This window comes from Candidatus Binatia bacterium (genome assembly GCA_029243485.1).
In the GTDB taxonomy this organism is placed as follows: Bacteria; Desulfobacterota; Binatia; order UBA12015; family UBA12015; genus VGTG01.
On sequence record JAQWRY010000028.1, the window covers coordinates 72,516 to 94,773 of the forward strand.

Below are 22,258 nucleotides of genomic sequence, written 5' to 3' on the forward strand. Positions count from 1 at the left end.
ATGGGACGACTCGAAGGCAAGGTTGCGATCATTACCGGCGCGGGTCGCGGAACCGGTGAAGCCACTGCGCGCATGTTCGCGGGCGAGGGGGCGAAGGTCGTGGTTGCCGACATCCGCGAGGATGCGGTCGCGGGCGTCGCTGCCGATCTCGCAGGTGACGCGATGGCGCTCGGCCTCGACGTCGGCTCGGAGGACAGCTGGAAAGAGGGCGTCGCGAAAGTCGTCGAACGATTCGGCACGGTCGACATCCTTGTCAACAATGCGGCGTTGCTCCATCTCGCGTCCATCGCCGACACACAGGTCGCGGACTTCGAGCGGCTCATGCGCGTGAACCAGATGGGGGCGTTCCTCGGAATCCGAACGGTCGCGGAGACCATGAAGGAGAAGAAGAGCGGGTCGATCGTGAACGTTTCTTCGATCGACGGCATGCGCGCGCAGACCGGGATCGTCGCATACTCGTCGACGAAGTGGGCGCTGCGCGGAATCACGCGGGTGGCCGCTCTCGAACTCGGGCGTCACGGCATTCGCGTGAACGCGGTCTGTCCGGAGGCCGGTAGCCCGGACATGGTCCAACCCTATATGCCCGAGGGCGTGGATGCGGCCTCGGTGTTGCCGCACATGCAGCCCAATCTACGGAGCCAGAAGCACCGGACCCAGGCGGACCTCGTCGGCGACGTCGCGAAGATGGTTCTGTTCCTCGCGTGCGACGACAGCGCCTCCTGCACGGGCGCGGACTTCCTGGTGGACGGCGGAAACCTGGCAGGCCGAATTGTGAAGGGAACGCCCGGGGCCGACTAGGAGTTTTTGGCTTCGGGCGCGAGGCGCCCGAGGAGTTCCGGTCGGAGGTGCCCTTCGCGACCCATCCACAGCAGCGTGTCGCGCAGGGTGTCCTCCTTCGGGCGGAATCGCATCCCCAGCTCGCGTTCCGTGCCCGACGCATCGACTCCCGGCCACATCGTCGCGAAGCACATCGCTTCGTACGTGAGCGGGAAGTCGAAGTCGTAGACCCGCTTGACCACATCACCGATGCGACCGAGGGCCCGCATCACGCCGCCGGAGATTCGTAGGGGCTTCACGGGGACCCCGGTGAGGGACGTCAGCAGAGGGCCGAAATCTTTCCAGGCGACGAACTCGCCGGCCGCGATGAAGCGCGCGGGGCCGTTTGGGAGCTCCAGCAGACGCAGGTGCAGTTCCGCTAAGTCGCGAACGTCGAGGAATTGGAGGCCCGACGAAGTGTCGAGGGGTTGCTGGCCGAGCCAGGCGGTGATGGCGTGATTCCCCTCGCTGATCGCCGGATCGTCGGGGCCCAGGATGCTGACGGGGTAGGAGACCCGGACCGGGGCGCCCTCGCTCTGGAGGCGTCGGACGTAGCGCTCGGCGTCCGCCTTGGACTGACCGTATGCGCTCGAGGTGGGAGCCAGTTCGCCGTCCAGTGACAGCGGACGGCCTCCGTTGGTCTTTGGGTCAAAGAAGGCGGCGACGCTCGAGACGTAGAGAATCGATTCGAAGCCGCGCTGAACCGCGCCTCCGATCACGTGCTCCACGCCGAGGCGGTTCGTATCGAGCACGGTTTGCGCCATCGACTGGCGAAGATCGACCACCGCGGCCGTGTGCGCGACGGCGTCGCAGCCTTCGAGCGCTCGCTCCACATCGTCCTTCCGGGTGACGTCACCGGTGACGGCGTCGGCGCACAAGGCGGAGTCCGCACCGAAGATGCGTGCGAGCTTCGTCGGATTCCGGACGAGAGGTTGGACCTCGTGCCCGGCGGCCAGCAATGCTCGCGCGGTGTGGGAGCCGGTGAAACCGGTCGCTCCGGTGAGCATTACTCGCATCTGGCGCTCGGGTTCAGGCGACGGGTCTGCTGGTGGGCGTGCACGCAGCGAAGCTTAGGTGTTGGGTGTTGAACTGCAAAATGATCTTCCGAACGACGAGCGGAAATCGGCACCACCGCCGTTCGACCCAAGAGATGGTGACGCTCGCGCGGAACGGCGCCGCCCAAACCCCCGCCCCCTTGGCCCGTGACCTGTCTGCGGGGTGCTCCCCTCCCGATCGTGATTCTTACACGGGAGCTGTCATGAATTCTGAGCCGACCGTGCTTGTCGTTGACGACAACCGAGTCAATCGGCGACTCCTCGCCGCCATTCTCGAGAAGGACGGGTACGTCGTGCTCGAGGCCGACGATGGTGGGCCAGGAGTCGAGATCGCCCAGGAGAAGCGGCCGGATCTGATTCTCCTGGACATCATGATGCCGGTGGTCGACGGTTTCGCGGCCTGAGTGCAGCTGAAGGCGGATCCACGCCCGGCGAGCATCCCGGTGATCTTCTTGGCAGCGCTCTCCGAGGCATCGAACAAGTTAAAGGGGCTCACCCTCGGAGCGGTAGACTACATCTCGAAGCCCTTCGAGCGGGCCCTTGTGCTGGCTGGCGTGCGCAGCCACCTCGAATTGCATCGGCTCACCGACCTGATCATGCCGGGGATGAGCGGGCTGAATGCTTGCCTGCAATTGAAGGCACGGCCGGAGACGCTCGAGATTCCGCTCGTTTTGCTGTCCCTCCGGACCGGTTTTCCCGAGGAAGAGAAGGGGTGCCAGTTCGGCGCCGTCGAGTACCTGTACAAGCCGTTCGGACGGGCCGAATTTACGGCGTGCGTACCCTGAGTCTGCGTGCTTGGAGGCGGTCGGGCCGCGCGCCGCCCGGAGGCGGCACGCGACCCGCAGCATCGCCTAGTAGCGGTAGTGGTCGGGCTTGTACGGCCCTTCCACCGGAACGTCGATGTAGTCGGCCTGTTCCTTGGTGAGCTTCGTGAGCTTCACGCCGAGCTTGTCGAGGTGGAGTCGGGCGACTTCCTCGTCGAGCTTCTTGGGAAGCATGTAGACGTCATTTCCGTAGTTGCCCGGGTTCTGCCACAGCTCGAGCTGCGCGAGCACCTGGTTGGTGAACGACGCGCTCATCACGAACGACGGGTGGCCGGTCGCACAACCGAGGTTTAGGAGGCGGCCTTCGGCGAGGATCAGAACGGAGTGGCCATCGGGAAAGACCCACTCGTCGTACTGGGGTTTGATGTTGATCTTCTCGATGCCGGCAATCTTCTGTAGGCCGGCCATGTCGATCTCGTTGTCGAAGTGGCCGATGTTCCCGACGATCGCCTTGTCCTTCATGTTGGACATGTGCTCGGCGGTGATGATGTTGAAGTTGCCCGTCGTGGTGACGAACACGTCGGCGAGGCCGATCACGTCCTCGAGCGGCTTCACTTCGTAGCCCTGCATCGCAGCCTGCAGCGCGCAGATCGGATCGATCTCGGTTACGATGACGCGGCAGCCCTGGCCGCGGAGCGACTCGGCCGAACCCTTGCCGACCTCACCGAAGCCGCAGATCACGGCGACCTTGCCTCCCAGCATGACGTCGGTGGCGCGATTCAGTCCGTCCACGAGCGAGTGGCGGCAGCCGTATACGTTGTCGAACTTCGACTTCGTGACGGAGTCATTGACGTTGATGGCCGGGAAGAGGAGCTCGCCTTCCTTCGCCATCTGGTAGAGGCGGTGCACGCCGGTCGTCGTCTCTTCGCTGACGCCGCGCATGCTGGCCGTGACGCGACCCCACTGGTCGGGGGCTTCCTTCGCGATGCGATTGATGAGTCCCAGGATGACGCCCCACTCTTCGGCGTCGTTCTCGGCGTCGAAGGCGGGAATCTTGCCGGCCTTCTCGTACTCGAGGCCCTTGTGCAACAGAAGCGTCGCGTCGCCACCGTCGTCGACGATGAGATCGGGGCCCGATCCGTCCGGCCAAACGAGCGCCTCGTTGGTGCACCACCAGTACTCTTCGAGGGTCTCGCCCTTCCACGCGAAGACCGGGATGCCCTTGGGGTTCTCGGGTGAGCCCTCACGACCGACCGCGATCGCGGCGGCGGCGGAGTCCTGCGTGCTGAAGATGTTGCACGACACCCAGCGCACGTCGGCGCCGAGATCGACCAGGGTCTCGATGAGAACGGCGGTCTGCACGGTCATGTGCAGCGATCCCATCACCTTCGCGCCGGCGAGCGGCTTCGAGGCGCCGTGCTGCTCGCGGAGCGCGATGAGGCCCGGCATCTCCTCTTCGGCGAGTCGGATCTCTTTACGGCCGAGCTCGGAAAGCGCCAGGTCGGCGACCTTGAACGTGGGACGCGACACGGTGTCTATTTTCTCTGCGGTGCTCATCTTCATCTCCCTTTGCCCGGTCGCTTCGTGCGCCGGGGTTGTTCGTGGCCTCGTGGGTGGCTGGAAGCGACGCGTTCGCGTCGCGCAACGGCCGCGAAGAGTGCAGGGCCTTTAGCCTGCGGGTCAGGCGGGAGGGGGACGACGCGGGCGCCGCCGAAACCGGCGTCGCCGAGCCATTCCTCCAATTGTGCGGGCTCGAAGCCGAGCCACACATGGCCCATCTGTCGTTGGTACTCGGTTCGTTCGTGGCGGAACATGTCGATGACGAGGAGGCGGCCCCCCGGCGCGAGTGCGCGCGCCGCGTCGCGCAGGACCGCGGCCGGATCGGGAACGTGATGTAGGACCAGGCAGATCGTCGCGGCATCGAGGCCGCCGTCGTCGACGGGTAGGGCTTCGAGGTCGCCACGCCGGACCTCGACGTTGTCGCAGTCGCTCAGTCGCTGGCGCGCGGCTTTCAACATCGCCGTCGAGCTGTCGATTGCGATGACCTTCGAGACGAAGGGTGCGAGGACTTCGGACCATTGTCCGGTGCCGCATCCCAGGTCGCCGACCGTCCATTCGTCATTGAGGAGCCCTGCGAGCGCCATGCGCTCGAACCGCTCGCCGTACATGTCGGCCCGAAGTCGATCCCACTGTCCGGCCGACGAGCTGAAGAACTCCTGGGAGCGACTTCGGCGCTCGGCGAGGACGCTCTGCAAGCGCTGGTCATCTTGATCAGCGAGAGCGCTCCCTGATGTCTGTTCGCGCAGAAGGGCCCAAAGGCGGCGTGCGGCGGGGTCGAGATCCTCGGTGGCCATCCCGTACAGGCGGCTCGTGCCCTCGGGGCGCGCCACGACCCAGCCCTCGTCGGCGAGCACCTTCAGATGGCGGCTCACGGTGGATTGCGGAGCCTGCAGGACCGAGCAGAGCTCGGCGACGCTGAGCTCGTGTCTCTCGACGAGCCGCAGGGCACGCGCACGGGTGGCGTCTGCCAGGGAGTTCATCCAGCCGAGCATGTCGCCTAGGGCTGGGGGGGTGGTGCTGATCTGATTCATCCGTTGATCCGGATGAAAGGTTACTTATGAACCCTGCCCGGGTCAAGGCTCTTTAGGGGGGAACGGGGCCTCGCTGCGCCCGATGCGCTAGGAAGATGCCATGTCGATCCGAGTAGAGTTCGATTTCGATTTCGGGAGCCCCAACGCCTACCTGAGTCACCTCGTGATCCCCGGCATCGAGGACCGAACCGGTGTGAAGGTCGAGTACGTCCCGGTGTTGCTCGGTGGAGTGTTCAAGGCGACGGGGAACGTGTCGCCGGCGATCTCGCTTCAGGGCGTCAAGAACAAACCCGAATACGAGGCGCTCGAGATGCGGCGGTTTCTCGAGAAACACGGCATTCGCGCGTTCAAATTCAACCCGCATTTCCCGGTGAACACGCTCCAGATCATGCGGGGAGCAGTCGTCGCGAAGGGTGAGGGGTTCCTCGGTCGCTACGTCCACGAGGTGTTCCGCCACATGTGGGCGGACCCGAAGAAGATGGATGACCCCGGTGTGATTCGCGCTGCGCTCGAGGAGTCCGGGATCGATGCGGATTTGGTGTTCCGCAGGGTTCAGGATCCCGACGTCAAAGTGGAGCTGATCGCGAACACGGAGGCCGCGGTCGCTCGCGGGGTGTTCGGTTCGCCGAGCTTCTTCGTCGGTGAGGAACTCTACTTCGGGAAGGATCGCTTGCCCGACGTCGAGGAGAAGATCCTCGCGGACAGCCGCAAAGGCTAGTGCAGCTCCCCCGATTGGATCTGCTTCATCCTGGCGAGCATGCGGCCGGCTTCGGCGCGCTCGCCGTCCCGGCCGCGTAGCCGGTAGAGATCCAGAACCGAGTAGATCCACCGCTTTCGAAGGGCGTCGGCGCGGGCGTCCGTTCCGGTTCTGGCATGTGTCGCAAGCGCGCGAACGCGAGCGTCGCGCGGGGCGGCAAGATCGAGCGCCGTCAGGGCGACCGCAGCGACGTCGGGGTCCGGCGCTTCGGCCAGGGCGAGCAGTCGCTGGAGTGCCTCGTCTTCCAAGCGAAGATTGGTTCGGACGTAGCCCCGCACGTAGGCCGAGAGTCCGGCGAACTGGGCCGCCGTGTGCGCCTCGCCCGGTGCGAGCAGGAGGCGGGCCGCCTCCACGGCGTCCGTTTTCTCGGTCACGGTCAGGATCCGCGCGATCATTGGGTGATGCGGCTTCAGGGGGCCCCACCATGCGTCGACGTCTTCCTGCAGCCGCGACGTCGAAAGATCGGGGTGGCACTTGGCGCAGGCGTTCTCGATGCCGAGAGCCTCGTCGAACACTGGGCGCGGAATCGGGATGGTGTGGTCCGAGCGTGCGAAGACGATCTCGTCGCCGATCGCCTGATGTTGCAGGTACGGCATGTGGCAGGCGATGCACCGGCTGCCGGGTGAGTCGGTGGGATGGTGTGTGTGTGCGCTCACGTCGCGCGCCTTGCTGGCGTGACAGCCCGTGCACTGTGCGTCGTCGAAGCGGCCCTCGAGGGCCGTCCGATTCACGTCGCGGTACGTTTGTGAGTGCGGGTCGTGGCAGCTCGTGCAGACCATCGATCCCTCGACGAAGCAGTCGCTGAATAGATGGTTCTGCTGGTAGCCGAAGCCGTCGATTCGTCCGTCGGGCAGGTAGGCCCCCTGCGCGAGCATGGGGAGCTTGAACGCCATGTGTGCCTCTTGCGTCGCTCCGACGAGGTATTCGGTGGTGAGGGCCTGCTTGTTCGCGTGGCATCGGAAGCACACCTGCAGGGACTCGTTCTTGTCGAGCACGGCGAGGGGATCGATGCCGATGTCGGCCTGCTGATCGCGATTGGCAGACCGTGCCCAGACGAGGTGCTCCCGTCCGGGCCCGTGGCAGGATTCGCAGTCGATCCGGAGAGTCTTCCAGCGCGTCTCGTAGGCAGACGTCTCGGGGTCGTACGTGACGAGGATCTGGCTTCCGTGGCAGTTCTCGCAATTCGAGAGCCTTGCTGCGTTCCCGAGTGCGCGGTGCGGTGGCCAGTGTTCGAGCTCGTCGAGCCCGATTTCGGGACCGACCGGGATCCAGTGGCTGTCGGCGCGGCGTTGGACGAACCACGTCTGCTGCCCGCGGTGGAAGTCGAACGGCAACATCTTCATCGAGCCGTCCGCCATCTCGGTGAAGAAGGTCTGCGTCCCGCCGCCGGCCATGTGACCGCCGCCTACGACGGCGGCGACCTCGACGTCGAGTTCGGGCTCGCCGTCCGGTCGGACTCGGAACAGCAAGCCGTCTTCGGTCCGGATCGGGAGAACGACGCCGTTACGGAAGGTCCGCGGCTTTCCGTCAAAGGCGGCGATGACTTCGGCTTCGGCGGGGCGGCCGCCGGCTCGACCGTGCGTCGAGGACTTCCACACTTCGTATTGCGCGGCGTGACACTCCGCGCAGGCCTCGGCGCCGACGAAGTCCTCGAACGCCGGCGGCGCGTGTGCGGACACCAACATCGATGCGGCCGCCGTTCGCTCCGGCCTCCTGTCCGTTTCCGTGTGCGCTCCTCCGCCGTCGATTGTCCAGAAGGGGCCTTCGCAGTCGCAGAGCGTCCGCATGTGTCGGACGAGCGCGGAGATCCGGTCGGGGGAAAGCGTGTCTCCCCACGCAGGCATGAGGTGACTGCGGTCGAGAATTGCGCCGCCGGCGTAGATCCCGTCGTAGAGCGTGTCGTCGGCGCGGAGGCTCGAGACCGCTGCGTCCGCGTGCGCCGTGGGTGCCGTAGGCAATGACGCCGCATTGAAGCCCCCGCCGTGTCCGCCAACGCCGTGGCAAGGCGCGCAGTACACGGCGTAGTCGCGCCCGGCGCCCGGTTCGTCGGGCAGCGGGATGGTCGGATTCGCGATGAGCGAGAGATACGCGGTCGCGACGGGGGTCCGAGGCGCCGAGACGTAGGCCGCGATGAGTGCCCGAGTTTCGGACGTGAGCGGGAGGCGCGGCATCGTGGCGTGCGGCACGGCGTCGTTTGGATTCGCGATCATCTCGCGCACGAAGGCGGGTTGTAGTCGGGAAGCGGCGTTCGTGAGGTCGGGGGCGATCTCGCCGCCGGCACCGTCGAGGCGGTGGCAGCCGAGACAGGCAAGCTCCTTGTGGAGAAGGAGGCGCGCCTTCTCCCGCTGGTAGGCAGAGAGAGTCGCCGGCGCCTCGGCTTGTGTCGGCTCGTCAGGCTCCAGCTCCGCGACGAGGCGGTCGACCTCGGCCTCGGACAGGTCGAAGTCGGGCATCCGCGCGCCGTTCCCGGGACGCGTGCCGAAGGGACGGATGGGCCAGGGGTGGGAGAGGTAAGCGGGGAGCCATTCCGAACGAACCCGGGTCTTCTCGATACGCAGGTCGGGTGCCGGTTCGACGGCCGCGTGGTCGTCGAACCGGTGGCAGGCGCGGCAGGCGAGGGCGTCGAAAACGCGGCGGCCCTCTTCGGCGGTGACATCGGGGTATCTCGTGGTTGCGGCTTCGAGCGCAGCGTCGCGATCGTTGCGGGCGCGCGCGCCCGCGCGCTGCATGTAGTCGACGATCCGACGGAGCTGGGTGGTCGAGTCCTTTTCGACGGGCTTCGCGTGGCCGGATCCGTCGTCGCGCAGGAACAGCGCGGGCATCACCCCATCCGCGACGCCCCATGCAGACGGCGCGAGCAGGAAGCGACGCATCCATGCCGGCTTCAGTCGGGCCCCGGCGTCCACGAGATCCGGCCCGAGCACGCCGCCGCGGTCGCCGCGGGCGTGGCAGGTGAGGCAACTCTGCTGCTCGCCGATGATCTCGACAAACCGCGTATCCGATTCGATCTGCTGCGCGGGGGGAACGGGTTCATCGAGTCCAGCGGGGAGGGCGGGTAGGTTGCCCGGCTGCGCTTTCTGCTCTCCGAGGTAGCGCGTCAGCGCGAGGGCTTCGTCTTGCGCGAGATGGAAGTCCGGCATTCGAGCGGAGCCGAGGTGCCGCCGAACGGCACGAGGCGCTCGGAGGTAGTCGAACAGGTACCCCGGCTCATACCGGCTCCCGGCATCACCGAGAGGGGGTGCCTTCGACCGGATGTCGGTGGGAATCGGGAGGTCGGTGTGGCACGCTGGGCAGCCGAGATCGGCGAGGAGGGCATCGGGTCCGGCGCACGCCGGTGCCGGAGGCGTGACCAGCGCGAAGACGAGCCCGAAGCCAAGCAGCCGAAGAACCAGAGAGTGGATCAATCGCGTCCCCGCGGCGGCGCCGCGTCCAGAATGGCGTCGGACATCCGACTGTTGCGCATGAAGTTCGCGACGGATTCCTGCACGCCGTTTGTGAAGTAGGCCACGGCGAGATCGCGCGTAGGGTCGCCCCAGCCGATGGTGCAGCCCTGACCCGTGTGGCCGAACGTAACCGGGCTCCTCTTCGTTCCGAAGGGAGACGGGTCCCCGCCGACGTGGAAGCCGAGCCCCCAACGGATCGGCACCTGCAGGGTGCGGTCCTTCTGGGTTTCTACAGTGACGCCGGTTGCTCGCGCGACGCTCTCGGGTTTCAGGATGCGGACGCCGTCGAGCTCCCCGCCGTTCACGAGCATCGTGTAGAAGCGCGACAGGTCGCGGGTCGTGGTGACGCCGGTTGCCGCGCCGCACTCGGTTGCGTGCACTTCGGGCCGGTTGAAGTCCGGAATGTAGTCGTGGTTGCCCGAGAGGTCGATCAGGCGCGCAACCCGTTCGTGCTGCCCCGCGGGAAGCCCGAGCCACGTGTCGTTCAGGCCGAGAGGTTCGAAGACTTCTCCCTTGAGGAATCGCCCGAGAGAGCGGCCGTCGACTCGATGCAAGATTTCGCCGAGCACCCAACCGTAGTTCAGCGGGTGGTAGCCGACGTCCGTGCCCGGTTCCCAGCGAAGTCTGCGCTCCTCCATCGCACGGACGATCGCCGAGCGATCCCGCCAGTGCTCCCACGTGAGCCAGCCGGGGCCGACCGGGAAGCCTCCCTGGTGACTCAGGACGTGGCGAAGCGTGACTCCTTCTTTCCCATTCGCCGCGAACCCGGGCCAGTACCGCGCCACGGGCGCATCGAGATCGACTTGCTCGCGCTCGACCAGAATCTGGATCGCCGTCGAGGTGAGGGGTTTGGTGGCGGAGAAGATGAGAAACAGGGCGTCCGCGGTGACCGCCGGTTCGGCCGCGCCGGGTTGCATCGATCCGCCCCAGGCTTCGAGCACGATCCGGCCCTCACGGCGGACCGAGAGGGACGCGCCGGGGTGAAGCCCTTGCTCGAGCTGCGCTCGAAACAGGGCGACTACCTTCTCGAGGCCCGCAGGGTCGGTCCCGGTTGCCGCTGCGGCCGTTTGGTCGATCGTCGAGTCCACCTCGGCAGTGTACCGGGCGGCGCCTGCCATCGGAAAGGCAGCGCTTTGCGGACCAAGGGATCGCTCCGAGTCAAGTCTTGAACTGCGCGGCTGCCTTGTTCATATCTCCCAAAGTGGCAGAGCGAGCAGAGATCCTGCAGGGGCCCTGGGCTGCGCCCAAGCGTCCCGAACCGGCGGAGCAGGCCCCGTCGGGCGCCGCGTCTGCGCCGCGCAAGGTCGTGCTCGGGATGGTCGTTCGGGAGTGCGCCGTCGATCTGGGGCACGACCCGAGCGCGCGAGAGCTCGCGACCTGGGCAAACAATCAGCGCGACAGCCGTGGCGATTACTGCCTGTTTGGCAAGGAGATCAGCGACGCCGAGGCGACGGTGATCCTGAAGAACCCCGCGCGTGAGGTGACCGTTCGGCCCGCGCGGGCCGCCCCGAAACCGGGTCTGGGTCTGGTCGCGATGCCGTCGGGCCGCCGGGACTGAGCCCTGCGGCATCGCGATTTGCGGGCGCCCGTTCGGGTGTCCGAGCCCACCTCCGTTGACTCGCCGGGGGGCCGCTCTATAAACACCCCGAGAACTCAAGCCGCACGAGAGGAGAATCAATGGACGGGATGTTTGCTGCACAGTCGATCTTCCGGTGGATGCACATTTTGGCGGGCATCACCTGGATCGGACTTCTTTACTTCTTCAACTGGGTTAACGGCCCCTTCCAGGCCTCGATCGATGGTGACGCCAAGAAGGCGGTCAACCCTGAGCTGCTTCCGCGTGCGCTGTTCTGGTTCCGCTGGGGCGCCGCGTACACCTGGATCACTGGCGTCCTGCTGCTCATGATGGTGTTCTACCATGGCGGGTTGATGTTCGAAGGCGGCGCGGGTTGGACGACGGGTGCGATCATCATGGTCGCCGCAACGTTCCTGGTCGTGTTCGTCTACGACGCGTGCATGAACATCGAGGCGCTCAAGGATATGAAGGTCCTGTTCGTCGTCGGTCTGATCGACGTAGCGATCATGTGCCTGCTGTACATCAACGTAGGCGGCTTCAGCTATCGCGCCTACGTGATCCATATCGGTGCGATGTTCGGTACGATGATGGCCTTCAATGTGTGGTTCCGGATCTGGCCCGCGCAGCAGAAGATCATCACCGCGGTGAAGGAGGGCACCAAGCCCGACGCCGCTCTCGTTGCGCTCGCCGGGAGCCGGTCGAAGCACAACACGTACATGTCGTTCCCGCTGGTGTGGACGATGATTGATACGCACACCGTCATTCCGTACGCGAGCTACGGCTTCTGGGGCCTCGTAGTTGCGGTTGGCATCGGCTGGTGGTTCTGCTCGATGATGTACCGTCAGTCGGCGAAGGTGAAGGGCTTCTAAGCCTCGCACCCAAGAGTCGTTGAAAAGCGAAGAGGGGAGTTCCGCAAGGGGCTCCCCTCTTTTCGTTTACGGCCCCCACACCGACTCCCGCGTCCTCGACTCCCGTAGTCTCGACGGCGACGCGCTAGTGACCGCGGGTTTCGTTCTCGGCGAAGTTGGCGAGTCCGGAGATGGCGTCGTTGGCGCCGTTGGCCGCTGCCTGGGTGACCTGTTGGGCCTCCGCGCCTAGGGCCGCGCCGATGGTCTCGCCGACCGCGCGACCGCCCACCTGTGTGACCTTGCCGATCACTTCAAGAGACGTGCTTCCGAGAGATCCGCTCACGGACGCGAACTCGTGGGCCATCGTGCCCGGGAGGTCGGTCGCGTGGCGGGCGATAGATTCGAGAACGGCCGCGGCTACGAGATTCGTGAGGTGGCCGACGAGCTCGGTCAGATCTCCGTGCGAGGTGACGTCGCGAAGCACGATCTCGGGGATCCGGACCTTGATGTTCTCGAGGCCGGTCACGGCCTGCGCGCCCGGGATCGCGCCGAGTTCCGGCAGCATGCGGACGTCGGCTCGGATGTCGCGCACGCGGATCTTCCGGATGACAAACGTGCTGTTCGTGTGGGGTTCTGGGTCTTGCACGGAGCCGTCGTTGCGATGAAGGCTCCGGAGAACTCGTCCGTAGTTCGTGGATTCGCCGCGGCGTTCAAGATCCACCTGGAGGCCCTGCAGATCGAGGCTCGGGACATCGACGTGCTCGCCGAGTAGGCCGGGAAGCCACACGTCGAGCCGAATCTCGTCCACGTAAAGAAGGTTCTCCTCTTCGAACCCGGACGGGTTCCGGATGGAGATGTCGAACAGCTCAACACCGCCGCCGAGAAGCCCGAGGCGGACGAAGCCCACCGCTACGTCGACGCCTAGAACGCCCTTGGCTCCGCTCTGGATGACACGTCGGGTGACGACCTCGGCATACAGGAACGCTCCGATCGCGGGGATCGCGATGGTGAGTGCGGCCACGGCCAGCCAACGTCGTTTTCTGGGCATCTCGAACTCCTCGCTCCGTACCGACGGCGATTCCTCGCCGAGGCTCCGCATAGGGTATCGGCGTGCTCGTCCCTACGGATGAGGCCCGATCCGGGCGGAGTTGTCCACCTTGAGAATGACCGGGCCGAGCAGGTACCCAGGAAGGATGCGCGACTTGTTACCGGTCGACCCCGACCTCGAGCTCATCCACACCCGAAAGTACGAAACGCAGGTTTATCTCGTGTCGGACGCAGAACTTCTCGCGCGCGGCGCGGTGCGCGACACGAAGCCGCCCGGTCTGTACATCGAGGGGGATCCCGAGGAGCTCGACATCCACGAGATGCACGTGGAACTGCGCGTCTCGCTGCCCGACCTCGTCATCACCAATGCGCGCGTCGCCTTCGAGACGCACCCGGCCGCGAAGTGCCCGCATATCGTGGAGGACTACGAGCGCCTCGTCGGTCTGTCGATCGCGCGGGGATTTACGCACAAAGTGCGGGAGCTCTTCGGAGGGCCGCGTGGCTGCACGCACACCACCGCTCTCATCCAGGCGATGGCGCCGGCGGTCGTGCAGAGCGTCTGGTCGGTGAATATCCGGCGACGTCGTCTCTCGGGTGCCTCGGAGGCGGCGGAGAACGACGCTCAGCAGCAGCGCCAGTTCGCCGGCAATCTCAACACGTGCCACGTCTGGGCGGAGGACGGGAACCACGTGGCCTTGATCCGCAAGGGCGAGCGCCCGCCGGTGCCTCTCCAACTCACGGAGCGCTTGGTTCAGCTCGGCCGTGACCCTACCAAGTGGGGTGGCCGGAAGTAGCGGCGATTACGGGCTCGGTGCCGGCGATGCGGACATGGTGCATCGTTCGGGCGGATTGCTCGTCGAACCCCTGCGCACGGTGCAGCATGCTGCGGTTGTCCCAGAGGACGAGATCACCGGCCGACCAGGTGTGGCGGTAGACCTCGGTCTCGCGCGTACACCCGGCGAGGAGCCGTTTCAGAAGAGCCCGGCCCCGACTCTCGGTCTCGCCTTCGATCGTGGGCGCGTGGTCGCTCAGAAAGAGGCCGGGGCGACCGCTTTCCGGGTGAGCCCGCACGATCGGGTGCGCGATCAAAGGCAAGCCCATGTCCGTATAGTCGTGCACGGCGCGCAAGCCGTAGAGCGCAGTACGAGCCTCGGGCGTGAGGGCGTCCCAGGCGCGCCGCAGGCTCGCGAAGAACGTGTCGCCGCCGGTGTCCGGCACCCTGACTGCGCGGAGAAGTGAGAAGGCAGCCGGGATCTCGCGGAACGAACTGTCGGTGTGCCAGCGCTTGTTGAGCGCGAGCGTTCGCATCCGGGCGTCGGAGGCGCCGAGGACGGAACCGTCGTCGGCCACGTTCGAGACGATGAGGACGCCGGGGGACCGGCGTCCCCCGTCCAGAGAGAGCGTCTCGATCTGGCCGAACCTGGTCCCGAGGCGGCATTGCTCTTCGGGGGTCATCGACGGCTCGCGGGCGAGCACGAGCCCTTCCTCGACGATGAGGCGCCGCAGTTCCCCCAGACGGCTTGCGGGGAGGTCCCGGCGCAGGTCGACACCGAGGAGCTCGACACCAAAGGGTGCCATGGGGCGTACCCGGAGCGTCATGATGCACAGTCCCGACCGAACATGTGCTCGAAACCATAGCCCGCGACGGCTGCCCGAGACACAAACTCGTGCCACGGGCTGGTCCAATTGCTCTGACCGAGCTCGCGGTTCAGAGATTCTGGCTGAGCCACCCGACGAGATCTCGCAGGCTCTCCGCGGAGATCTCGTGCCCCATCTCGTACTCCTTGTAGGTCAGGGGTACGCCGCGTGCCTCGAGCTTCTGCTTCGTGTCGCGTGCGCGGCTGACCGCGATCACCTCATCCTTCGTCCCGTGTTGCACCCACGTGGGGAGCTTCGATCCGTCGGCCTTCAGGGAGTCGTTCAGGTCGTCCGGCAGCCATGTTGAGAGCGCGGCGAGTGCCTTGAAGCGGTCGGGATCCTTCAGCGCGAGTGCGAACGCGATCAGCCCGCCCTGGCTGAATCCGAGGAGCGCGATGCGCTTCTCGTCGACGGGATACTTCGCGAGTGCCGCGTCGACGAACGTCTGAGCGGCGTCGATGCCGGTTGCGACATCCTGCTCGGTCGGGGGTTGCACGAGCGTAAGGGGAAACCAGGCGTAGCCCATGAGTCGGCCCTGGGGATCGAGGGGCACCTCGAGCGGGGCTTGTGGTGCGATCACGAGCGCTTCCCCGCCGAGGAGGTGGGGGGCGAGCCCGAGGAGATCGTGCGCATTCGCGCCGTAGCCGTGCATGACGAGGATCGTCGGGTGCGGCCCGTCCCCGGCCGGTTGGTGAAGAGTGTGCAAGAGATTCATGGTCACCATCCGGAGAGCGCGGCGATGCGCTCTCGGTGAAAGGCCGGACTTCCGAAGAGAGCTTCGTTCGCCTTGGCGCGTTTGAACCAGAAGTGCATGTCGTGCTCCCAGGTAAAGCCGATGCCTCCGTGCATCTGCACAGCCTTGTTCGTCGCGCGGGCGTACACCTCCGCCAATCGGGCTTTCGCCATCGATGCGGCGCGCGACGCCTCCTTGTTGTTGTTCTGTTGCGCGTGCGCGGCATACCAAAGCAGCGATCGCGATGGCTCGATCTCGGCGAAGCAGTCCGCGGCCATGTGTTTCACGGCCTGGAAGCTGCCGATCGGCCGCCCGAATTGCTCGCGAATCTTCGCGAAGTCGACCGCCATCTCGAGGGCTCGTTCCGCGCCTCCTTGGCATTCCGCGGCGATCGCCACGGAACCGACGTCGAGCATCCGTTGGAGGGGCTTCCAGGTGGCGCCCTCTCGGCCTATCCTTTGGTCCCGCTCGACGACGACGTCATCGAACTTGATCTCGAACAAGCGACGGGTCGTGTCGAAGCCCGCAAGTGGTGTGACGGAGAGGCCGACGGCGTCGCTCGGGATGGCGAAGAGGCTGACGCCCTCGGGGCCGAGCCCCGCGGAGGTTCGCGCTGCGACGAGGTAAACGTCGGCAACATGCGCATCGAGAACGAAGAGCTTCGATCCGGAGAGGCGAAATCGATCGCGGGCGCGTCGAGCGCGCAGTGCGGTGCCGGCGGGGTCGAGTCGATCGCTCTCCTCGAGCCACGCGACCGTCGCTAGAACCTCGCCACACGCGAGTCGGGGAAGCCAGTAGCGTTTCTGCGAGGCCGAGCCGGCGAACGATAGCAGGCTCGTTGCGAGGACCGCGGACGACAGGAACGGGCAGGGCGCGAGGAAGCGTCCGAGTTCCGTCAGTAGGACGGCGGCGTCCAGCATTCCAAGTCCCAGGCCTCCGTTCGCTTTGGGGACCAGGATTCCCGTCCAGCCCTGCTTCGTCATTTTCGCGTTCAGATCGGTGGACTGGCCGACCGGGTCGTCGCCGAGCCTCCGCACGAGTGCCGGCGGCGACTCCTTTGCCAGAAACGCACGAGCACTCTGGGCGAGCAGAGCCTGATCGCCATTCAAGCCGAAATCCATGAGGGGGTTAGTTCCCGCGGGGAAGCCCGAGCACGCGCTCGGCGATGATGTTTTTCTGAATCTGGGAAGTGCCGCCGCCGATGATCATGCCGAGTGTGAACATCCAGTCGCGCGGCCACAGGCCGCGGTCCTCGGCGTGGGGCGAACGGCCGACGAGTGGCCCGTAGTCGCCCAGAAGTTCGAGAGCGACGCTGCAAATCTCGTGGTTCAACTCCGTTGTCACGAGCTTGTTGATGGAGGCTCCGGCACCGGGGGGTCGGCCGTGGACTTCGTCGGAGAGTTGCTTCCAGGAGTGGTACTTCATCATGTCGACCCGGATCTGGAGATCAGCGAGCTTCTGGCGGAGCAGCGCATCGCGCGAGACCTTCCCGCCGTTGTCGTTGCGCCGCGCGGCGAGGCGCAACAGGTCGGCCATGAGTTGTTGGGTGCGCGCCGGATTCGCGAGCATGTTTCGCTCGTGAGAGAGCGTGGTGTTCGCAACCGCCCACCCGCCGTGCAGTTCACCGACGAGGTTTTCCTTCGGGATCCGCACGTCGGTGAAGAAGACCTCGTTGAACCCCGATTGTCCGGTCATCTGCACCAAGGGGCGGACTTCGATCCCCGGGGTGCTCATGTCGATTAGGAGGTATGAAATGCCCTTGTGTTTCGGTGCGTCGGGGTTCGTTCGGACGAGACAGAACATCCAGTCCGCGAAGTGTGCGGTCGTCGTCCAGATCTTCTGGCCGTTCACCACGAAGAAGTCGCCGTCGATCTCCGCTTTGGTGCGGAGCGATGCGAGGTCAGAGCCGGACCCGGGCTCGGAATAGCCCTGGCACCAGATCTCTTCGGCCGTGAGGATCTTGGGAAGGAAGCGCTTTCGTTGCGAGTCCGTGCCGCACCGGATCAGCGTGGGGCCGAGCATGTGGAGCCCGAGTTGTCCGATCAAGCCCGGTGCTCGGTGGGCTACCATCTCTTGGGCAAGGATCGTGTGACGAACGGCGCTCGCGTTTTTGCCGCCGAAGTCCTCGGGCCAGTCGATGGCCACGTAGCCGGCCTCCTGAACCGTTCGTTGCCACTTCTTCGCCGCCGCGATTTGTTGTGGGCCCTCGAAGTTCAGGTCTTCGCCGCCATCGATCTCTTCGTGGCGTCTGGGGAGGTGTTTGCGTAGCCACGTGCGCACGCCGCGCCGAAACTTCTCATCCTCCTTGCTGAATGTGAGATCCACACCTGCGGGTATCGCCGGGAACGTGTCGTCGGGTCAAGCCGCGGGCGGGTTCGGCGGCGTCCGATACCTCAAGTGACGCCCGGAGGTCGCCGAACCATCCTTCGAAGGGATGGGCCCGCGAGGGGCGCGTCCCGTTCGCGCAGTTCGGGGTGGAGGGGACTATGCAGTTTGCGACGGCGTCCGGGTTATTGGTCGGAATACTCAGCACGGTTCTCGCCGTGGCATCGGCGGATGCGAAGAACTGCGGTGGGGACGTTGCATGCGAATGCGGCGACACGCTGCGCGGTGTCGCGGTCCTGACCGGCGATCTCCGCAGCTGCGCCGACGACGGCCTGCGGCTGAAGAACGACGCTCTTCTCGACTGCGCGGGGCATGAGCTCTCGGGGAGTCGCAACGGAGAAGGCGTCCTTCTCGATGGGGCTGTCGGAGCGACCGTCCTCAACTGTCGAATCGCCGGCTTCAAGACGGGCGTCCGGATCCGCGGAGGAAGAGACAACCTCGTCTCAGGGAACGAAATTACGGGCAATCGTCGTTACGGCGTCGAACTCGCCAAGGCGACGACCGGGAACCAGCTGCAATCGAATCGCATCGTCGGCAGCGGGGACGAAGGCGTTCACATCGGTTCCAACGCGCACGGTACGGTCGTCGTCGGAAACGAGATTGAGGACAGCAAGCGCGAGAACCTCTATGTTCTCTCCGCCGACGGGGGCGTTTTCACGGCGAACTTCCTTAGTGGAAGCGGTGATGCGGCGATCTACGTGAAGCACTCCTCCGGCAACGTGTTTGCTGCGAACGAGGTGCGCGGGCACATCGTGCACGTACGCGGCCACTCGATCGCGAATCGATTCGAGGACACGCACATGCAGGGGGGCCGCTTCGTGTTCGAGGCGTACAAGGACAAACATCCCGCCGGCGTGAAGGGTTGGACGCGCCCGGCCGACAACGAAGTCGTCGGTGGCGCCGTACTCGATACGAAGACGTGCTTTCAGTTCAAAGGCGCCTCGGACAACCAGGCGTCGGGTGTCGCCGAGAACGGCTGCAGGGCCAAGAAGCAGAGCAAGAAAGGCGGGCAGAAGGCCAAGCGAAACGCGGTCTCGCTCGTCGAGTCGCCTACTTGATGCTCCTGATGCGGCGTCGCCGCCGGGCGATCTCCACAGCGCGGTCGTAGCGCGGATCGGTTGTGGTTTCCTCGCCCTCGTGGGCCGCCTGGGGATGGAGCACCCGGGCCCCCTCGCTCCCGCGGGCCGCCCGAGCGCAGCCGGGGCAGAGATGGAACGCGAAGACGCGCCCTTCGGCCCCGGGGACCCGCACCTGAGCGGCGGGAGGCTCCACGCCGCACCACTCGCAGCGACCGGACCGGTGGGCCGCGCGGCGCGCGAGGGACAGAAGGTCTTCCGGGGAGAGCAGATGGTCCTCGTACCGGCCCGAGCAGGTCGCACAAAGCCAGACCCGACGGTCGGATCGTTCTCCGAGGTGGGTGACGCGGGCGATCTGTTCCTTCGCGCAGAGGTCACAATCCCGCATCACCGGCTCGTATAGCATGCCACGCCGCGGCAGCTCGACCCGGGGTCGGATCCCTTGACGTCGGTCGGACGGACCGAAACGGTGGAGGTATGGACGACCCCGCGTTGGATGACGCGCTTGCCAGAATCCGGAACCTGGTCGGAGCGCGCGGCTGGATCGAAGATACGGCCGAGATGGAGCCGCACCTCGTCGAGTGGCGCAACAGGTGGCGAGGTCGGGCCCGTGCCGTCGTGCGACCGGGCTCGACGGAGGAGGTCGCCGAGGTGGTTCGGATCGCCGCGGAGGTCGGGATCCCGATCGTCCCGCAGGCCGGCAACACGTCGCTTTGTGGTGGATCGGTCCCGGACGAGGACGGTCGCGCGATCGTTCTCTCGGTCTCGCGACTCGCCCGCGTGCGGGAGATCGATGCGCTCGACTACACGATGACCGTCGAGGCGGGATGCGTTCTCGCCGACGTGCAACGAGCCGCCGCCGCCGCGGATCGGTTGTTCCCCCTGAGCCTCGCCGCGGAAGGGACGTGTGAGATCGGTGGGAATCTGTCGACGAATGCAGGCGGTGTGCACGTTCTTCGGTATGGCAATGCACGCCAACTCGTCCTCGGACTCGAGGTGGTCTTGCCCGATGGGCGGGTATGGGATGGACTGCGTCGGCTGCGGAAGGACAATACCGGCTACGCGCTGCGAGAGCTGTTCCTCGGAGCGGAGGGCACGCTGGGAATCATCACCGCGGCCGTGCTGAAGTTGTTTCCGCGCCCGCGCGCGCGGTGGGTCGCGTTGGCAGCGGTCCGCGATGTCTCAGCCGCTCTCGAGCTCCTTTCGCGGACCCGAGCGGCGACTGGCGACACCGTCTCCAGCTTTGAGCTGATTCCCCGCATCGCGCTCGACTACGTCTTGCGCCACATCCCCGGAACGACCGATCCCCTTCGCGAACGGCATGAGCGGTACGTCCTCGTGGAACTCGACTCGCCGGTCGAGGGCGACGGAGATCTCGCGGCTCGCGGCGAGAGTCTGTTCGAGAAGGCTGTGGCCGACGGCCTCGTACTCGATGCCGCCGTGGCCGAGAGCGACGCGCAGATCGACGCGTTGTGGAAACTGCGTGAGAGCATCTCCGAGGCGCAGAAGGGGGAGGGCGCGAGCGTAAAGCACGATGTCGCCGTGCCTGTCAGTCGCGTTCCGGAGTTCCTCGATGAGGCGACCCGAAAGGTGGAGGCCGAGTGGCCGGGGGTGCGCGTGGTCGCGTTCGGCCATCTCGGCGATGGCAATATCCACTTCAACCTGAGCGTTCCCGAGGGCGGCGCCGACGAGCCGTTTCTGGATCATTGGAGCGCGTTTAGTCGGATCGTGCACGACGTGGTCACGTCGATGAACGGTAGCATCGCCGCGGAGCACGGCATCGGCCGGCTCAAGCGAGACGACCTCGCGCACTACAAGAGCGCCACCGAGATGGATCTCATGCGTGCGCTGAAGCGCACCTTGGATCCCAAGGGCATCATGAATCCCGGTCGTGTGGTCTAGGCCCCCCCCCCCGGCCTTGCCGATCGTCCCGTCCGACGATAGCGAATTGGGCATGAGCGAAGTCTCTCCAGCCGTCCGCTACGAGGTCAGCGAGGCGGGCGTCGCGACCCTGACCCTCGATCGTCCGGATAAGCGCAATGCGATGATGCCCCCGGATTGGGGCGCGCTGGAGGACGGACTGGACGAGGCCGCCGCGGATGATGCGGTCAAGGTGATCGTCGTCACGGGGGCCGGAGGGACGTTTTGCTCCGGCGGTGACCTGAAGACGATGGGGGAGCGTCTCGAGCAGTCGCCGGTGAAGCGGTCGACGGAACTCCATCGGCTCGTGCGCTCGACCCAGCGGTTTCGTGAGACGCTGAAGCCCGTGATCGGTGCCGTGAACGGGCCTGCGATCGGTGCGGGGTGCGTGCTGGCGCTCGCTTGCGATGTCAGGCTCGCTGCGGCCAGCGCCAGCTTCTCCGTCCCTTTCCTTCGGATCGGCATGCAGCCGGACTTTGGCGGTGCGTATTTTCTGCCCCGCATCCTGGGGACGGCGAAGACCTTCGAGCTTCTCTGGATGCAGGATTCGCTATCGGCCGCGCAGGCCGAGGAACTCGGGGTAGTGAATCGCGTCTTCCCAGACGACGAGTTCGTAGGTGGTGTTCGCGCCTTCGCCGAGCGCGTGGCGCGCAACCCGCCCGGGGCTCTCGCGATGTCGAAGCTCACCGTCTATCACGGTGCCGAACAGTCGCTGCGCGAGTTGCTCGACCTGGAGGCACTCGCGCAGACGGTTCTCTCGAAATCCGATGACGCCCGGGAGGGCGTCCAAGCTTTCGTCGAAAAGCGCCGACCGCGCTTCCGCGGCGCGTGAGCGGGACGTCCCCGCGGGAGGTGTGAGGTGGCAGGAAAGATCATCGCGGCCGGTGCGGCGTTCGCCGGCATTGGCGTCGCGCTCGGAGCGTTCGGAGCGCACGGGCTGAAGGACCGGCTCACGCCGGATCTGCTCGAGATCTATCAAACCGCGGTGCAGTACCAGTTCTACCATTCCTTCGGACTGATCCTGCTGGGTCTGTTCGTCGCGCAGCGCGGCGAGGTTTCCGGAGCCGGTGCGGCCGCGTGGGCGTTCTCGATAGGCATCCTGCTGTTCTCGGGAAGTCTGTACGTTCTCGCGCTCACGGGAGCGAAGTGGCTCGGCGCGATCACTCCACTCGGTGGCCTCGCCTTCCTCGTCGGGTGGGGGCTCTTCGTCTGGGCCGCGATCAAGAGCTAGCCGAGAAGTGCCCTCGTCGAACCGCGGTTCGATTTTGGACGTCGGCGAGCACTGCTGGCGTAATGTAGCGGATGTGTCTGTCACATACGCTGTCTACTCCTGCATGGGATATGCAGCTGAGGCGGTGCGGTTAAAGAAGGTCGATTGTGAAGGCCCACCCACGACTACAATTTCGTTGGAAACCGCTTCAAGCTCGGGGTCGGGCTCACCACCGACCACGTCGACGTGGTCGCGCAGTTTCAGCACAGCCTTCTGGGTAGCCTGCCGCAGGGCGCGCCGGGCCCCGGCGGCACGTACTACAAGAAGACGCCGCAGACTTTCCAGTACTCGCCCCTCCTTCGAAATGCCTGAGCGCGTGTCCGCGGCTCGGGCTCCTTC

Annotated in this window: 23 protein-coding genes; 12 read left to right on the forward strand and 11 right to left on the reverse strand. The window is 65.9% G+C overall.

Features of this window, described 5'->3' with window-relative positions; all coding sequences use genetic code 11:
• Window positions 1–798 (forward strand): SDR family oxidoreductase, encoded by a 798-nt coding sequence (locus tag P8R42_09280; GenBank protein ID MDG2304832.1) that lies wholly within the window; start codon window positions 1–3, stop codon window positions 796–798.
• On the opposite strand, the gene P8R42_09285 is transcribed toward P8R42_09280, so the two are convergent.
• The gene (locus P8R42_09285) at window positions 795–1,823 is read right to left on the reverse strand and encodes an NAD-dependent epimerase/dehydratase family protein (protein MDG2304833.1); all 1,029 of its coding nucleotides are present in this window, start codon (window positions 1,821–1,823) and stop codon (window positions 795–797) included. The two genes, P8R42_09280 and P8R42_09285, sit on opposite strands and share 4 nt — an antisense overlap.
• A 251-nt stretch (window positions 1,824–2,074) precedes the next feature.
• On the opposite strand from P8R42_09285, the gene P8R42_09290 reads away from it, so the two are divergent.
• Both P8R42_09290 and P8R42_09295 read left to right on the forward strand, forming a co-directional pair.
• Window positions 2,075–2,275: a response regulator gene (locus P8R42_09290; protein ID MDG2304834.1), complete on the forward strand. Its 201-nt coding sequence runs from the start codon at window positions 2,075–2,077 to the stop codon at window positions 2,273–2,275.
• 39 nt (window positions 2,276–2,314) lie between these two features.
• Entirely contained in the window at window positions 2,315–2,656 is a 342-nt protein-coding gene (locus P8R42_09295; GenBank protein MDG2304835.1) for a response regulator, read from the forward strand.
• A gap of 66 nt (window positions 2,657–2,722) precedes the next feature.
• Here the strand turns inward: P8R42_09295 and ahcY are convergent, their stop codons facing one another.
• Together ahcY and P8R42_09305 are read right to left on the reverse strand one after the other, a co-directional pair.
• Entirely contained in the window at window positions 2,723–4,192 is a 1,470-nt protein-coding gene (ahcY, locus tag P8R42_09300; protein MDG2304836.1) for an adenosylhomocysteinase, read from the reverse strand.
• A gap of 2 nt (window positions 4,193–4,194) precedes the next feature.
• Window positions 4,195–5,226 (reverse strand): metalloregulator ArsR/SmtB family transcription factor, encoded by a 1,032-nt coding sequence (locus P8R42_09305; protein ID MDG2304837.1) that lies wholly within the window; start codon window positions 5,224–5,226, stop codon window positions 4,195–4,197.
• A 100-nt stretch (window positions 5,227–5,326) separates the two neighbouring features.
• Here P8R42_09305 and P8R42_09310 point away from each other — a divergent pair, with 100 nt between their 5' ends.
• A complete protein-coding gene (locus tag P8R42_09310; GenBank protein ID MDG2304838.1) occupies window positions 5,327–5,944 on the forward strand; it encodes a 2-hydroxychromene-2-carboxylate isomerase in 618 nt (205 codons plus the stop codon).
• Here P8R42_09310 and P8R42_09315 read toward each other — a convergent pair.
• Together P8R42_09315 and P8R42_09320 are read right to left on the reverse strand one after the other, a co-directional pair.
• Window positions 5,941–9,387: a c-type cytochrome gene (locus P8R42_09315; protein ID MDG2304839.1), complete on the reverse strand. Its 3,447-nt coding sequence runs from the start codon at window positions 9,385–9,387 to the stop codon at window positions 5,941–5,943. The genes P8R42_09310 and P8R42_09315 overlap by 4 nt on opposite strands.
• Window positions 9,384–10,514, reverse strand: coding sequence for a serine hydrolase (locus P8R42_09320; GenBank protein ID MDG2304840.1), 1,131 nt, complete (start codon window positions 10,512–10,514; stop codon window positions 9,384–9,386). The genes P8R42_09315 and P8R42_09320 overlap by 4 nt, the downstream gene beginning before the upstream one ends.
• A gap of 113 nt (window positions 10,515–10,627) precedes the next feature.
• Between P8R42_09320 and P8R42_09325 the strand changes: the two genes are divergently transcribed.
• Both P8R42_09325 and P8R42_09330 read left to right on the forward strand, forming a co-directional pair.
• On the forward strand, window positions 10,628–10,984 hold the full coding sequence (locus tag P8R42_09325) for a hypothetical protein (GenBank protein MDG2304841.1): 357 nt from the start codon (window positions 10,628–10,630) through the stop codon (window positions 10,982–10,984).
• A 119-nt stretch (window positions 10,985–11,103) separates the two neighbouring features.
• Window positions 11,104–11,871 (forward strand): urate hydroxylase PuuD, encoded by a 768-nt coding sequence (locus P8R42_09330; protein ID MDG2304842.1) that lies wholly within the window; start codon window positions 11,104–11,106, stop codon window positions 11,869–11,871.
• Window positions 11,872–11,995: 124 nt separating this feature from the next.
• Here the strand turns inward: P8R42_09330 and P8R42_09335 are convergent, their stop codons facing one another.
• Entirely contained in the window at window positions 11,996–12,898 is a 903-nt protein-coding gene (locus P8R42_09335) for a hypothetical protein (GenBank protein ID MDG2304843.1), read from the reverse strand.
• A gap of 145 nt (window positions 12,899–13,043) precedes the next feature.
• On the opposite strand from P8R42_09335, the gene P8R42_09340 reads away from it, so the two are divergent.
• On the forward strand, window positions 13,044–13,691 hold the full coding sequence (locus P8R42_09340; GenBank protein MDG2304844.1) for a DUF2889 domain-containing protein: 648 nt from the start codon (window positions 13,044–13,046) through the stop codon (window positions 13,689–13,691).
• Here P8R42_09340 and P8R42_09345 read toward each other — a convergent pair.
• The 4 genes from P8R42_09345 to P8R42_09360 form a co-directional block, all read right to left on the reverse strand.
• On the reverse strand, window positions 13,666–14,496 hold the full coding sequence (locus P8R42_09345) for a TauD/TfdA family dioxygenase (protein ID MDG2304845.1): 831 nt from the start codon (window positions 14,494–14,496) through the stop codon (window positions 13,666–13,668). The genes P8R42_09340 and P8R42_09345 overlap by 26 nt on opposite strands.
• 109 nt (window positions 14,497–14,605) lie before the next feature.
• Entirely contained in the window at window positions 14,606–15,250 is a 645-nt protein-coding gene (locus tag P8R42_09350; protein MDG2304846.1) for an alpha/beta fold hydrolase, read from the reverse strand.
• A gap of 2 nt (window positions 15,251–15,252) precedes the next feature.
• Window positions 15,253–16,389 carry an acyl-CoA/acyl-ACP dehydrogenase gene (locus P8R42_09355; protein ID MDG2304847.1) on the reverse strand — a complete coding sequence of 379 codons (1,137 nt, stop codon included), beginning with the start codon at window positions 16,387–16,389 and terminating at the stop codon, window positions 15,253–15,255.
• A 7-nt stretch (window positions 16,390–16,396) separates the two neighbouring features.
• On the reverse strand, window positions 16,397–17,593 hold the full coding sequence (locus P8R42_09360) for an acyl-CoA dehydrogenase family protein (protein ID MDG2304848.1): 1,197 nt from the start codon (window positions 17,591–17,593) through the stop codon (window positions 16,397–16,399).
• Window positions 17,594–17,754: 161 nt separating this feature from the next.
• Here P8R42_09360 and P8R42_09365 point away from each other — a divergent pair, with 161 nt between their 5' ends.
• The gene (locus P8R42_09365) at window positions 17,755–18,711 is read left to right on the forward strand and encodes a right-handed parallel beta-helix repeat-containing protein (GenBank protein ID MDG2304849.1); all 957 of its coding nucleotides are present in this window, start codon (window positions 17,755–17,757) and stop codon (window positions 18,709–18,711) included.
• On the opposite strand, the gene P8R42_09370 is transcribed toward P8R42_09365, so the two are convergent.
• Complete coding sequence (locus tag P8R42_09370) at window positions 18,704–19,117, reverse strand: hypothetical protein (protein ID MDG2304850.1); 414 nt, start codon at window positions 19,115–19,117, stop codon at window positions 18,704–18,706. The genes P8R42_09365 and P8R42_09370 overlap by 8 nt on opposite strands.
• A gap of 89 nt (window positions 19,118–19,206) precedes the next feature.
• Between P8R42_09370 and P8R42_09375 the strand changes: the two genes are divergently transcribed.
• The 4 genes from P8R42_09375 (at window position 19,207) to P8R42_09390 (ending at window position 22,231) form a co-directional block, all read left to right on the forward strand.
• A complete protein-coding gene (locus P8R42_09375; GenBank protein MDG2304851.1) occupies window positions 19,207–20,631 on the forward strand; it encodes an FAD-binding oxidoreductase in 1,425 nt (474 codons plus the stop codon).
• 52 nt (window positions 20,632–20,683) lie between these two features.
• A complete protein-coding gene (locus P8R42_09380; protein MDG2304852.1) occupies window positions 20,684–21,481 on the forward strand; it encodes an enoyl-CoA hydratase-related protein in 798 nt (265 codons plus the stop codon).
• Between the two features lie 27 nt (window positions 21,482–21,508).
• Entirely contained in the window at window positions 21,509–21,880 is a 372-nt protein-coding gene (locus P8R42_09385; protein ID MDG2304853.1) for a DUF423 domain-containing protein, read from the forward strand.
• Window positions 21,881–22,105: 225 nt separating this feature from the next.
• Entirely contained in the window at window positions 22,106–22,231 is a 126-nt protein-coding gene (locus P8R42_09390; GenBank protein MDG2304854.1) for a hypothetical protein, read from the forward strand.
• The last annotated feature ends 27 nt before the right edge of the window (window positions 22,232–22,258 follow it).